This is a genomic window from Microbacterium sp. PA5 (assembly GCF_049860775.1).
Taxonomy (GTDB): Bacteria; Actinomycetota; Actinomycetes; order Actinomycetales; family Microbacteriaceae; genus Microbacterium.
This window is the reverse complement of sequence record NZ_CP187567.1, coordinates 2882116-2895704: the sequence shown is the minus strand read 5'-3', so window position 1 is coordinate 2895704 and position 13589 is coordinate 2882116. Positions and strand designations below refer to the sequence as shown.

Below are 13589 nucleotides of genomic sequence, written 5' to 3'. Positions count from 1 at the left end.
CGGCACCGCGCGACCGATCCGGACGGGTCGACAGGGGGAGATGTGGACGAGACGACGCCGCGCTCGGCGACCGCCGAACGCGCACAGGCCGCGCACGCGATGAGGCGCACGCGGGAGCACCTGGGACTCAGCCAGGAGCGGCTCGCGCGCCGGGCGGGGGTGAGCGTGCGCACCATCCGCTCGCTCGAGCTGTCGGCGACCGAGAGCCCGCGCGCCGACACGCTGTCGCGCATCGCGTCCGCCCTCGACCTCGACGCCGTCAGCCGCGGGCGAGTGATGGCGGCCTGGGGCCACCGGAACGACCCGGGGGTCGAACCGTTCTCGTTCGGCCGGTCGTCGCTGCTCGACGAGGCGCGGCGGTTCTCGTCGGCGGTGACGCTGCTGCATGTCGACCAGACCGTGAGCGTCGGGCCGCTGCGCACGCAGCTCGCGACGACGACGCGGCTGACGGGGCGCGTCCGGTGGGGGACGGTCACGCACGCCTACTTCGTGGCGGAGCCCGATCCGCGTCCGGCCGTCTTCGATCTCGCCGACCTCGACGGGTGCGCCGTCAGCGCCGACGAGACCGCGGGCAACGGCGTGCGGGTGGTGCGTCTGGCGCTGGAGTCGCCGACGCGCGAGCACGACGTCTTCACGCTCTCGTACACGCAGCTGCGCCGGCCCTCGCAGGCGGCGGCGCCCGCGGTGGATCACGCGGGGTGCGGATTCCAGACCCCGACGGAGCTGTACACCCTGCGCGTGCGCTTCGACGTGCATGCCCTCCCGCAGCGCGTGCACCAGTGCACCCAGAACCAGCCCTTCGCCGAGCGTCGCGCGGTGCGGGCGGTCCCGCTGTCGCGCGCGGGCAGCGCCCTGCTGGCGCTGGAGCGCCCCCGGCGCGGCGCCCACTCGCTGCGGTGGCAGTTCTGACCGCTGCGGTCGCCGCCGGCGGCGTCCGGCACAGGGATCAGACGGACTCCTCGGCCGCCGCGAGGTCGGCCAGCAGGTGGCGCACCCGGTGCTCGGGCACGAGCACCGGCCCGAGGGAGTACTCGAACCCGTCGCAGTCGAGCACGGTGAGGGCCGATCGCGTGAGACCGGGAGCGGGGAGCTCCTCCGGTGACCTCCCCGTGAAGCGCACGTCGTCGAACACGGCGGCCGTCGTCGGGCGCCGCGCCCGCGCCGGCGCCGCGCCCGCACGGTAGCGCACGCCGGCCTCGGGCCCGATCTCGGCGTCCACCAGCAGCACCCCGAGGTGGGCGAGGAGTGCGCCGGCGCACCCGGCCGCGATGACGCAGTGCGGGCAGATCGACGCGTGCTCCCGCAGGCGCGCCGCGAGCGGACCGCGCGGAGTCAGCAGCTCGTGCCGGCGGACCCGTGCGCACTCCCCGCGGAGCCCGCGCTCGCGGGCGAGGGTCAGCCAGCGCCGGTAGAGCGCCCGCCGGGTGGCCGCCACCCGGCGGGCGAGGCGGGACTCGGGGATCCCCAGCAGGACGGCGAGCTCACACGGATCGAGGTGCTCGGCGGCCGTGTACCAGAGGAGCGTGCGCGAGCGGGCGGGCAGGGCGGCGTAGGCCCGGAGGATCGGCGACCGCCGGTCGAACGTGCCCTGCGCGAGGATCAGTCGGCCGACGATCCGCAGCACGTGCCGGCGGACCGGATCGGCCGGGTCGGCGCGGCGGCGCAGGGCCGTCGCCGTCGCGGCGCGCACGAGCGCGAGGTCTTCGTCCGGTGCGGCTCCGACGGCATCGATCGCGCGTCGCGCAGCGCCCTCGTGACGTGCCCAGAGCGCGGCGAAGGCTGCCGCATCGCCGTTCCTGACCAGCCGCGTGAGCTGTGCGTCCGAGTGCGTCGGCGCGTCGCCATCCGGCATCGAGGGCCTCCCTTCCGGCGGGATCTCGGGTCCGATCCGTCGCCTGGGGGACTCCGCTCCCGTCGCGCTATGACGCGCCGCGGGTCGGTAAGAAGATTCTCGCCGCGCCCCGTCATCATCGCGTCCCGGCGGCGTCTCTATCTGTACCGCCCGGATCACAGGGCGATTCCGGCCGGTGCCGGATGTCACGCGCTCGGATGCGCCTTCTCCCGAACACGGGCGCATCCGCTCCGACCCGAGGAACGACACACGCCATGACGGATGAGCCTTCGCTGCGCAGGGGATGGCGTGCGGCCGACGTGTCCGATGCCGAGCTCGTGGAGGCGACGCGCGGCGGCGATCGCTCCGCCTTCGCCGCGCTCTGGGCGCGTCATGCCGACGCCGCCCACCGGGTGGCCCGGGCGGTCGCCTGGACCAGCGAGCCCGACGACCTCGTGTCCGAGGCGTTCACGCGGATCCTGCGCGCGACCTCCGCCGGCGGCGGGCCGACCGAGGCCTTCCGCCCCTATCTGTTCACCACGATCCGCAACATCGCCACCACGTGGGGCAAGGACCAGCGCACCGTCTCGATCGACACCCTCGACGACAGCGCCGACGACAGCATCCCCGATCCCGGATCGCTCATCGCCGAGAGGACCTCGCTGAGTCGTGCGTTCGCGACGCTGCCCGAGCGGTGGCGCACCGTGCTCTGGTATCTCGAGGTCGAGGGGCTCTCTCCCCGTGAGATGGCCCCGATGCTCGGCATGAAGCCCAATGCCGTCGCCGCGCTGTCGTACCGCGCGCGCGAGGGATTCCGCAAGGCCTGGCTGGCGCAGCACGTCGACGACGGCGACCGGCCGGCCGAGTGCCGCTGGGCCACCGGCGAGCTCGGCAGGGCGGAGGGCGAGCCGCTGTCCCGCTCCACGCGCCGCCGCCTCGACGAGCACCTCGACGACTGCGCGTCATGCCGTGTGGTCGCGGGCGCGGGCGCGGATGCCCGTCAGAACCTGCGCGCCGTGCTGCTGGTCGGCGTGCTGGGCGGCGCGGCCGCCGCAGCTTACGCTCAGTTGCATCCTCTGCCCGCCTCGGCCGCCGCAGCTCCGGCGCCTCTGGGTGGCGGAGCCGGTGTCCTCACGGCGGTGGGGGGAGTCGTCGTGGTGGCAGCGGCCGCTGCGGCGATCGTGTGGAGCGCCTCCGTCGCCGGACCGGGCGCCGGCCGCCCCGTCGCGGGCGCGGGTGGCCCGGGCCCCATCCCGGCGACCGTCTCCCCGTCCGCCGTCGAGCCCGTCGGAACGCCTGTCCCCGGGCTCACGCCGAGCATCACCGAGAGCCCGTCCGCGACGCCCGCTCCGCCCTTCCCCGTCGCACCCCTCAGCTCTCCGTCCGCCGAACCGGTTCCGACGGCTGAGCCGGCCGCGACGCCGACCGTCGAGCCGTCGCCGACTCCGACCGCGACGTCCACGCCGACCGCGACGCCGACGCCGACGCCGACGCCGACGCCGACCGCGTCGCCCACTCCGCCTCCGACGCCGACGCCGACGCCGACCCCGACCGCGTCGCCCACTCCGACTCCGACTCCGACGCCCACTCCGACTCCGACGCCGACGCCGGTGGTGGCGGTCGCCCTCGGCCCCGTCGACACGGCCGCCGCAGTGCCCGCTCCGCTGAGCGGAACGGGCGAGCCGGGGGCGGCGGTCGCCGCGGTGTCCTCGAGCGGAGCGCGCGTCGGGGAGTCCGTCGTGGCGGCGGACGGTACCTGGGCGATCCCGCTCGACGTCGACCTGCTCGACCGGGAATCGACGGTGCGCGTGAGTCAGCTGGTCGACGGCGCGGAGCACTCGACGGCCGGCCCGGTCGGCCCGTACGCCCTGCCGGCGCCCGATGTCACCGGACGCGAGGGCCTCACCGTCGCCCGCACGGACGAGGACGGCGACGGCGAGGCCGACGATGCGGCGGTCGTGCTGTCGGGCGAGTCCGGTCTGTCGGTCGTCATCGCGGTCGACGGGGTGTCGACCGGACGCCGCCATCTGCTCACCGGCGAGCCGCTGAACCGCTACATCCCCGACGTCGCCCTGGGCGAGCACACCCTCGGCGTGCGCTACGTCGATCCGGACTCGGGGCGGCTGGGCCGGCTGAGCGAGGTCACGATCCTCATCGTGGCCGCCGGAGCGGACGGGCCGTGACCTCGCCGAGCCTGTGCGCCGCTCAGGCGCGCAGGCTCGCGCCGTTGGTGCGGATGACCTCGGCGTACCAATCGAACGACTTCTTCCGGTAGCGCTCGAGCGTGCCGGACCCGTCGTCGTTGCGGTCGACGTAGATGAAGCCGTACCGCTTGCTCAGCTGGGCGGTCGATGCCGAGACGAGGTCGATGCAGCCCCACGTCGTGTAGCCGAGCAGGTCGACGCCGTCCTCGAGCGCTTCGCCGACGGCGTCGAGGTGCGCCTGCAGGTACGCGATGCGGTAGTCGTCGATCACGGTCCTCACCCCGTCGACCTCGACGAGCTCGTCCTTCGCGCCCAGCCCGTTCTCGACGATGAACAGCGGCTTCTGCCAGCGGTCCCAGAACTGGTTGAGCACGAGGCGCAGCCCCACCGGGTCGATCTGCCAGCCCCACTCCGACTCCTTGAGCGTGGGGTTCTTCACGCCGCCGAACAGGTTGCCCTCGCCGACCACGCGCTTGCTCTCGTCGACGGTCTCGCAGATCGAGGAGTAGTAGCTGAACGACACGAAGTCGACCGTGTGCTCCTTGAGCAGCGCCCGGTCCTCGTCGCTGATGTCGAGTTCCACGCCCTGCTCCCGCAGACTGCGCAGGTAGTAGCCGGGGTACTCGCCGCGCACGTGGATGTCGCCGAAGGCGAGGTTGACGCGCTCGGTCGTGAGCGCGGCGAACACGTCGTCGGGGTCCGGGGTCAGCGGGTAGACGGGCATGGACAGCACCATGCAGCCGATCTGCGCGTGGGGCGCGAGCTCGCGGGCGACCTTGGTGGCGAGCGCGGAGGCCACGAGCTCATGATGGACCGCCTGATACAGGTCGGACTTCGAGAGCTCGTCCTTCGGGGTGTTGATGCCGCCGGACATGAACGGCGCGTGGATCACCGAGTTGATCTCGTTGAAGGTCAGCCAGTACTTCACGCGCGCGCCGTACCGGGAGAACAGCACGCGGACATAGCGCTCGTAGAAGCCGATGAGGTCGCGGTTCACCCAGCCGTCGTACTGCTCTGCCAGGTGGAGCGGCGTCTCGTAGTGCGAGATCGTGACGAGGGGCTCGATGCCGTGCTTCTCCAACTCGTCGAGCACGCGGTCGTAGAAGGCGAGGCCGGCCTCGTTGGGCTCGGTCTCGTCGCCCTTCGGGAAGATGCGGCTCCACGCGATGGAGAAGCGGAAGGTCCGGAAGCCCATCTCGGCGAAGAGGGCGATGTCCTCCGCGTAGCGGTGGTAGAAGTCGATGCCGACCTGCTTGAGGTTGTCGTCGGTGGGGCCCTCGGTGCGGGGCGTCATGATGCCCTTCGGCATGACGTCCTGGATCGACAGGCCCTTGCCGTCTTCGAGGTACGCGCCCTCCAGCTGGTTCGCGGCGGTCGCGCCGCCCCAGAGGAAGCCGTCGGGGAATCGGGTGGTGCTCATGGGTGGGTGTGTCTCCTGTTCGGGGGCGGGCGGGATGCCGCGCACGCGTCGTGCCGGGCATCCCGCCCGCCGGTTGCTGCCGGCTGCGGGGCGCGACGTGCTACTTCGCCGCGGGTGCGGCCGTGGCGAGGGAGTCCACCGACACGGCGGTGAACAGCGAGTCGCCGTGGGCGATCGGGCCGGTGGCCGCGGCGGCGATCTCGGGATACAGGTCGAGGTTCGTGACGATGACGGGCGTCGTCAGGTCGTAGCCGGCCTTCTCGATCGCGTCGCCGTCGAACTCCACCAGCAGGTCGCCCGCCTTCACCTGCTGGCCCGCGGTGACCTTGACGGTGAAGTGCTGACCGCCGAGCTTGACGGTGTCGATGCCGATGTGGATCAGGACCTCGGCGCCGTCGGCGTGGCGCAGTCCGAACGCGTGCCCGGTCGGGAACGCGGCGACCACCGTGGCGTCGAACGGGGCGTAGACGGCGCCGGAGCGCGGCTGGACGGCCACGCCGCGACCCAGCGAACCGTCGGCGAAGGCCGCGTCGGGCACCTCGCTGAGAGGCACGACCGTGCCGTCGACCGGGCTCAGCACGGCGACGTCGTTCGCCGCGGCCGGCGCCGGCGCGGCGACCTCCTCCGGCTCCCGGAACCCGACGATGGCGGTGAGCAGGAACGGCAGGAGGATCGCGACGGCGAGGCCCAGGACGAGCATCAGCATGTTGCCGTTGCCGAAGAGCGCCGGGAGGGCGAGCCCCGAGGGCACGACGAACGCGGTCGAGAACACTCCGCCGAGGGCGATGATCGTGCCGCCGAGCGCACCGCCGGCGATGCCGAAGGCGAACGGCCGCTTCAGCGGCAGGTTGATGCCGTAGATCGCGGGCTCGGTGATGCCGGCGAGGAAGCCCGAGAGGGTGGCCGGCGCGGCGAGCGACTTGAGGTTCTTGTTCCGCGCGCGCACCCAGACGCCGGCGACGGCGGCGGCCTGCGCGAGGACGGCGGCGAACACGGGACCGATGAGCATGATCTGGCCGGTGGTCTGGTACTCGAGCGTGAAGAGGGGGACGAGGCCCCAGTGCAGGCCGAACATCACGAAGACCTGCCAGAGACCGCCCATCACAGCGCCGCCCAGCCACGGGAGGTACTCGAAGAGCCAGCCGATGCCGCCTCCCAGCCAGCCGCTGACGACCGCGGAGATCGGGCCGATGACGACGAAGACGATCGGCACGCCGACCAGGACGACGATCATCGGCGTCACGAAGCGGCGCACGGCGCCGGGGAGCGTGGCGTACAGGAAGCGCTCGGCGTGGGACTGCAGCCAGACGATGACGATGATCGGGATGACGCTCGAGACGTAGGTGACCATCGTGAAGGGGATGCCGAAGAACGTGAGGTCGGGCTGGCCCACGAGCGGGGTGATCGTCGGGTACAGCAGCGCCGCCGCGATCGCGAAGGCGGTGAACTCGTTCGCCTTGAAGTACCGCGCGGCCGTGAAGGCCAGGGCGAGCGGCAGGAAGTTGATGAACGCGTCGGAGAGCGCGTTGAGGATGACGTAGGTGGTGGTCGTCGTATCGATCCAGCCGAAGGTCACCGCCGCGGCGAGGAACGCCTTCAGCAGGCCGGTGCCGGCCAGGGCCCACAGCAGCGGGGTGAAGATCGCCGAGATCATGGAGATGAAGCGGTTGAACAGGCTGCCCTTCGGGCCGGAGGCCGCCTCCGCGGAGCCGCCTCCGCCGATCCCGGAGATCTTGCCGATCTCGGCGAACACCTCGGGCACGTCGTTGCCGATCACGACCTGGTACTGGCCGCCGGCCTGCGCCGTGGTGATGACGCCCGGCGTGGCCTTCAGCGTTGTGGCGTCCGCCTTCGCCTCGTCCTTCAGGACGAAACGGAGCCTCGTCGCGCAGTGCACGAGCGACTGCACGTTCTCCTCGCCGCCGACACCGGCGAGGACGCCGGCCGCGGTCTTCGCGTAATCCGCCATTGGGATCCGCCTTCCTCTCGCCGCAGCTCTGCGGCAGTTCTGTGGTTCTCGCGAGGTCCGATCGCCCGCGTCAGGGCAAAAAAAAGACCTGGACTCGTTCACCCCACCGATCGGGAATCGGTGGTGATGTGAGTCCAGGTTTCGCCCGCAGTCGCGGTAACGATCCGGAGATCTCGGCAGGACGGTGGTCCTGCGGAGGTCAACCTACCACAGGCTCACCGGCGTCGCCACTGGTCACATGCGTGCGCAGCCGCTCGACGTGCACGATGAGGTAGAGCACCTCCTCGTCGGTGAGCGCCGCCTCGGTCGCGGCGAACACGTAGCGCTTGACCTCCTCGGCGATCGCGTGGGCCTGGGGGTAGCTGTGCTTGGCGAACTCGAAGAAGGAGCTGTCGTTGCCGACGAGCATGGTCCGGTTGACGAGGCGCTGCAGCAGGAACTGCACGTGGAGGATGAAGCGCGCGTAGTCGGCGCTGTCGGCGTCGAGCTTCACGCCCAGGCGCTGCTCGACGACGTCGACGACGTGCTGGAGACGCCGCAGCAGCAGGGCGGCGGTGCCGTTCGGCTCGTCGCGGGTGGCGTTGAGCAGATGCATCGTGAGGAAGACCGCCTCCTCGGGCGGCAGCGCCTGCCCGAGCGAGTCGGCCAGCGAGGCGGCCATGCGGTCGGCGGCGGCGAACTCGTGCGGGTACAGCACGCGCAGCTCCGGCATCGTGGTCGTCGGGATCCGGAGCCCCTGCGCGAGACGCTCCATCACGTAGTGCACGTGGTCGATGACGGCGATCGTGAGGTGCCGGTCGAGATGGCGCCCCAGCATCCGCTCGGCCTCGTCGACCGCGCGGGTGACGGCCTCGATCGTCGCGTACGGCACGTCGACGAGCAGGCGGCGCTCCCGCTCGCCCTGGGCCCCGCCGTCGAGGATGAAGGTCTTCTCGACCTTCGCCGGGTCGATCACGTCGTCGGGCTTCAGCTGGAACCCGAGCCCTCGGCCCATCAGCACGCGTTCCCTGCCGGACTCGTCGATGGCGATGACGACGTTGTTGTTGAGCACCCGATGCACCGGCACGGGGCGCACGGCGGGCGCCCGTCGGGCCGCCTCGCCGGGGGTGCTCATGCGCAGAAGTCTAGGAGGTCGCCGCGTCAGGGGAGCCGGCGCCGCGACATCCAGGTCGCGTTTCCGGATTGTAAAGGTTTCATTTCGTACTGAAAGTTCGAAAAGCTCAGCCCCTATGGTGAGCGTACGTACTCACCCGTACCGTCGCCAGGCCCGCGCAGCCCGGCCCGTGCTCCAACCCGGCACCCTCTTCCCGCACCATCCGTGTTTCAGCGATTCCTTGTGAGGAAAAATGAAAAAGAGGCTCCTCGCGGCGGCAGCAGCCGCCTCCGTCACCGCCCTCGCCCTCTCCGCCTGCAGCGCCGGCACCACTCCGACCGAGGGCGACGCCCCCACGGAGATCCGCGTCGCGGCGACCGATCCGCAGCTCATCATCCCCGGCCGTCAGTCCGTGGCCTACGACGTCAACATGGCGGTGTGGGCCCCGCTGGCGTTCCTGAACTCCGACGGGACGCTCGACTACGTCCAGGCCGAGTCGATCGAGTCCGACGACGCGATCACCTGGACCGTCACCCTCCGCGACGGGTGGACGTTCCAGGACGGCACGCCCGTGACGGCCGAGGCCTACGTCGACAGCTGGAACGCCGTCGCCTACGGCCCCAACGCGTTCGAGAACTCCGGTCAGCTCGCCAACATCGTGGGCTACGCCGACCTGAACCCCGCCGAAGGCGAGCCGTCGACCGAGGAGATGTCGGGTCTCGCGGTCGTCGACGAGCTCTCCTTCACCGTGGAGCTCACGGGCGCCGACAGCCAGTTCCCGCTGCAGGTGACCCAGGCCCAGACCGCGATGTTCCCGATGCCGGAGTCCGCGCTCGAGGACTTCGACGCCTACAACACGCATCCGATCGGCAACGGGCCGTTCGCCTTCGCCGAGGACTACGTCGAGAACGAGCCGATCGTCCTCGAGGCCTACGACGACTACCAGGGCGAGAAGCCCACGGTGGACCGCATCACCTTCGTCCCGTACACCGACAGCGAGACCGCCTACACGGACGTGCTCGCCGGCAATCTCGACGTGGCGGGCGTGCCCGCCTCCAAGCTCACCCAGGCCGGCGGCGACTTCGGCGACCGGCTGTACTCGTTCGAGGCCCCCGGGATCTCGTTCCTCGGACTCCCGCTGTGGAACGACGCGTACGACGACATCCGCGTGCGTCAGGCCATCTCGATGGCCATCGACCGCGAGGCGATCATCGACGTGATCTACGGCGGCACCTACGACCCCGCCACGGCATGGACCCCGGCGATCGAGCCCGGGACGCCGACCGGCATCTGCGGCGAGTACTGCGAGTACGACCCGGAGGCGGCCAAGGCGCTGCTCGACGAGGCCGGAGGCTTCGACGGCTCGCTCGAGATCTACTTCCCAGGTGGCGGCGGCCTCGACCCGCTGTACGAGGCGATCGCCAACCAGCTGCGCCAGAACCTCGGCATCGAGGCCACCGCGAAGCCGAGCGCCGACTGGGCGGAGTTCCTCCAGAACCGCAACGACGAGAACATCGACGGGCCGTTCTTCTCGCGCTGGGGTGCGCTGTACCCCAGCCAGCAGGCCACCCTCCGCGTGTTCTTCATCGAGGGTGGCGGATGCACCAACTGCATCCCCTGGTACAGCGACGAGGTCGCCGATGCGATCGCGGCCGCCGACGCGGATCTGTCCACCGACGGCTCGGCCTACGCCGAGGTGCAGGAGCTGATCCAGGCGGAGTTCCCGGCCGTGCCGCTGTTCTTCGAGAAGTACTCCTACGTCACGTCGGAGCGGGTCGCCGATCTGGTCACGTCACCGGTCGGCAACCCCACCTACCGGTCGATCGTCCTCGACGACTGACACCGCGGTGCGGAGCGTCCACCCCCCGGGGCGCTCCGCACCCCCCGTGACCACCCAGCCACGAGAGCTTCCATGACGCACGATCCCCTCCTCTCGCTCGCGCAGCGACTGCCCGCGATCGACGGCTTCCCCACCGTCGACGAGCTGCGAGCCGATCTGCTCGCCCTCTGCGACGCGCACCCCGATCGGCTGCGCCACGCGGTCATCGGCCGCTCCCGGCTCGGCGATCCCATCGACCACGTCGCCGTCGGCGACGGACCCCTGCAGGTCGTCGTCGCCGGGGGCGTCCACCCCAACGAGCCGATCGGATTCCGCACGGTCCAGCAGCTCGTCCGGCTGCTGCTCGAGGCCCCCGAGCTGACCGCGCTGAACGCCACCTGGCACATCGTCCCGTGCGCCGACCCCGACGGCGCACGCCTGAACGAGTCCTGGTTCGCCACAGCCGACCGCCGTGTGTACTTCACGGGCTTCTACCGCCCGGCGCCGGGGGAGCAGGTCGAGTGGTCGTTCCCGTTCGACTACAAGGAGGCGTGGTTCGACCGTCCGATCCCCGAGACGCGCGCGCTGATGGCGCTGTTCGACCGCGTGCGGCCCGACGTGTTCGTGGGCCTCCACAACGCCGAGTTCGGCGGCGTGTACTTCTACCTCAACCAGGACGACGCGGTTCTGGCCCGCGAGCTGCGCGATCTGCCCGCCGCCTTCGGGCTGCCGCTGGATGTGGGAGAGCCGGAGATGGACGGCCTGGCGCGTCTCGACGACGCGGTCTTCCGTGCGCCGCTCGCCCGCGAGCGCTACGACCATCGCGAGGCGCGCGGTCTTCCCCCCGAGACCCGTTCCGGTGGCGCGGGCACCGCCGACTACCTCGAGCGCTACGGAACGACGACGATGATCGCCGAGCTCCCGTACTGGACGCATCCCGACGTCGCCGACACGAGCCCGACGTCGCGCAGCTACCGCGACGTCGTCGCCCAGAAGGCGGACGAGCTGGAGGAACTCCACCTGCTGCTGCAGCGGGTGCTCGACGACGTCCGTCCGGCGCTCACGATCGACACGCCCTTCCGCCGGGCCAGCGAGGCGTTCGTGCCCGGCATGGGCGAGGCCGCGCAGGCCGAGCGGGCGCGGCTGCGCGATCCGGCTCTCCAGCGCCCCGCGACGGTGGCGGAGGTCTTCGGCAACCGCGAGGTGGCCCGCACCTTCCGGCTGCGCTTCGGCGGCATCCTGCGCCGGGCGCTCGCCGCCGAGATCGACGCCGGCGTGGCGCGCGAGCCGGTGCGGGCGGCGTGGGCCGAGATCGACACCGCATTCCGGGGATGGCTGGCCGCCGAGGCCGACACCGAGCTGGTGCCGGCGCCGGTCTCGGCGCTCGTGGGCGTCCAGCTCGCCGCGGTGCTGGCGACCGTGCGACGGAGGAACGGATGATCCTCGCGCGCCGGATCGGCGCACGCGTCGCGGAGTTCCTCCTCGTCTTCCTCGGCGTGACCTTCATCATCTACGCGACGGTCTGGGCGCTGCCCGGCGACCCCATCGGCGCCCTCGGGGGCGACCGGCCGCTGCCCGAGAACGTCGTGGCACAGCTGCGCGAGCAGTTCCACCTCGACGAGCCGCTGTGGCAGCAGTACCTGCGCTACCTCGGCGGACTCCTCACCGGCGACCTCGGCACGACGTTCTCCGGCGTCCCGGTCGCCGACCGGATGGCCTCCCGCTGGCCCGTCACGATCACGCTGGCGCTCACCGCCTGGGTGATCGAGGTGGTGCTCGGCGTCGCGCTCGGGCTCATCGCCGGCCTGCGCCGCGACAGCGCGATCGATCGCACCGTCCTGTTCGGCACCATCCTCGCCACCTCGATCCCGATCTTCGTGGTCGCCGTCTCGGCGCAGCTGCTCTTCGGGCTGCACCTCGGCTGGTTGCCGATCGCGGGCACCGACGCCGGCTGGCCCGTGGCCTACCTCCTTCCCGCCGCCGTCATCGCACTCTTCGGTCTCGCCTCCATCGCGCGTCTCATGCGCGGGAGCGTCATCGACTCGATGGATTCCGACTTCGTGCGCACGCTCCGCGCCAAGGGCATGCCGGGCTCGCGCATCGTCGGGCTGCACGTCATGCGCAACTCCGTCGCGCCCGTGCTGACCTTCGTCGCGATCGACCTCGGCTTCCTCCTCGGCGGCGCCGTGGTCGTCGAGGGGATCTTCAACCTCCCCGGGATCGGGCAGCTCCTCTTCAGCGCGATCCGCACCCACGAGGGCCCGACCGTCGTCGGTGTGGGCACCACGCTCATCCTGATCTTCCTCGTGCTGAACGTGGTGGTCGATCTCCTCAACTCGCTGTTGGACCCCCGGAGCCGTCATGACTGAGACCGCAGCGGCCGCCCTCGAGCACGTCACGGTGAACCGGGGCGTGTGGACGAGCCTGCGACGCCGCGTCCTGTTCTGGATCAGCGCGGCCATCCTGGCCGTCCTCGCGGTGATCTCCCTCCTGCCGGGCCTCGTCGGAGGGCTGTTCGGCCAGCCCGACCCGCGCGCGTGCGAGCTGCGCGACAGCACGCAGCCGCCGAGCGCCGCGCACGTGTTCGGCACCGACCTGCAGGGGTGCGACATCTACGCGAACGTCATCCACGGTGCGCGCACGTCGCTGTTCATCGGTGTGACGGCCACGCTGATCGCGCTCGCCATCGCGATCGTCGTCGGCACGATCGCCGCCTACTTCGGCGGCTTCGCCGACGTCCTCGTCTCGCGACTGACCGACGTGTTCCTCGGGTTCCCCTTCATCCTCGGCGCCATCATCGTGCTCAACAGCGTGGGGGAGCGGACGCCGCTGATGGTGGCGGTCGTGCTCGCGGCCTTCAGCTGGCCGACCCTGGCCCGTCTCGTGCGCACCTCGGTGCGGACGGTGCGGAACATGGACTACATCAGCGCCGCCCGCGCCATGGGGATCTCCCACACCCGCACGCTCCTCACCCACGTGGTGCCGAATGCGATCGGCCCGGTCCTGGCGATCACGGCGACGATGGTCGGCAGCATCATCGTCGCCGAATCCACGCTCACCTTCCTCGGAGTGGGGCTGCGCTCGCCGTCGATCTCCTGGGGGCTGCAGATGGCGAACGCCCAGTCGTACTTCGGCTCGTCGCCGCACATGCTCGTCTTCCCCGCCCTCTTCCTCAGCGTGACCGTGTTCGCGCTGATCACCCTTGGCGACATCCTGCGGGATGCGCTCGACCCGAAAGGACGCCGACTGTGAC

General features: G+C 71.3%; 10 protein-coding genes. 6 read left to right on the top strand and 4 right to left on the bottom strand.

The genetic code is table 11. From position 1 onward, the window contains the following. Nucleotides 1–42: 42 nt before the first annotated feature. A complete protein-coding gene (locus ACPWUT_RS13650) occupies nucleotides 43–909 on the top strand; it encodes a helix-turn-helix domain-containing protein (RefSeq protein WP_425838580.1) in 867 nt (288 codons plus the stop codon). A 37-nt stretch (nucleotides 910–946) separates the two neighbouring features. On the opposite strand, the gene ACPWUT_RS13645 is transcribed toward ACPWUT_RS13650, so the two are convergent. Next, the gene (locus ACPWUT_RS13645; RefSeq protein ID WP_425838577.1) at nucleotides 947–1852 is read right to left on the bottom strand and encodes a hypothetical protein; all 906 of its coding nucleotides are present in this window, start codon (nucleotides 1850–1852) and stop codon (nucleotides 947–949) included. Nucleotides 1853–2106: 254 nt separating this feature from the next. Between ACPWUT_RS13645 and ACPWUT_RS13640 the strand changes: the two genes are divergently transcribed. After that, nucleotides 2107–4014 (top strand): sigma-70 family RNA polymerase sigma factor, encoded by a 1908-nt coding sequence (locus ACPWUT_RS13640; protein WP_425838574.1) that lies wholly within the window; start codon nucleotides 2107–2109, stop codon nucleotides 4012–4014. 22 nt (nucleotides 4015–4036) lie between these two features. Here the strand turns inward: ACPWUT_RS13640 and ACPWUT_RS13635 are convergent, their stop codons facing one another. The 3 genes from ACPWUT_RS13635 to ACPWUT_RS13625 form a co-directional block, all read right to left on the bottom strand. Then, complete coding sequence (locus ACPWUT_RS13635; protein WP_425838571.1) at nucleotides 4037–5455, bottom strand: glycoside hydrolase family 1 protein; 1419 nt, start codon at nucleotides 5453–5455, stop codon at nucleotides 4037–4039. Between the two features lie 100 nt (nucleotides 5456–5555). Next, nucleotides 5556–7424 carry a beta-glucoside-specific PTS transporter subunit IIABC gene (locus ACPWUT_RS13630; protein WP_425838568.1) on the bottom strand — a complete coding sequence of 623 codons (1869 nt, stop codon included), beginning with the start codon at nucleotides 7422–7424 and terminating at the stop codon, nucleotides 5556–5558. Between the two features lie 199 nt (nucleotides 7425–7623). Further along, nucleotides 7624–8538, bottom strand: a complete 915-nt coding sequence (locus ACPWUT_RS13625) for a PRD domain-containing protein (RefSeq protein WP_284529038.1) — start codon at nucleotides 8536–8538, stop codon at nucleotides 7624–7626. Nucleotides 8539–8770: 232 nt separating this feature from the next. Between ACPWUT_RS13625 and ACPWUT_RS13620 the strand changes: the two genes are divergently transcribed. From ACPWUT_RS13620 to ACPWUT_RS13605, 4 genes are all read left to right on the top strand, one after another. After that, a complete protein-coding gene (locus ACPWUT_RS13620; RefSeq protein ID WP_284529040.1) occupies nucleotides 8771–10357 on the top strand; it encodes a peptide ABC transporter substrate-binding protein in 1587 nt (528 codons plus the stop codon). A 72-nt stretch (nucleotides 10358–10429) separates the two neighbouring features. Then, on the top strand, nucleotides 10430–11776 hold the full coding sequence (locus ACPWUT_RS13615; RefSeq protein ID WP_425838563.1) for a M14 family zinc carboxypeptidase: 1347 nt from the start codon (nucleotides 10430–10432) through the stop codon (nucleotides 11774–11776). Further along, complete coding sequence (locus ACPWUT_RS13610) at nucleotides 11773–12705, top strand: ABC transporter permease (protein WP_425838560.1); 933 nt, start codon at nucleotides 11773–11775, stop codon at nucleotides 12703–12705. Before ACPWUT_RS13615 ends, ACPWUT_RS13610 begins: the two co-directional genes overlap by 4 nt. Beyond that, nucleotides 12698–13588: an ABC transporter permease gene (locus tag ACPWUT_RS13605; RefSeq protein WP_425838557.1), complete on the top strand. Its 891-nt coding sequence runs from the start codon at nucleotides 12698–12700 to the stop codon at nucleotides 13586–13588. The genes ACPWUT_RS13610 and ACPWUT_RS13605 overlap by 8 nt, the downstream gene beginning before the upstream one ends. Nucleotide 13589 lies beyond the last annotated feature (1 nt).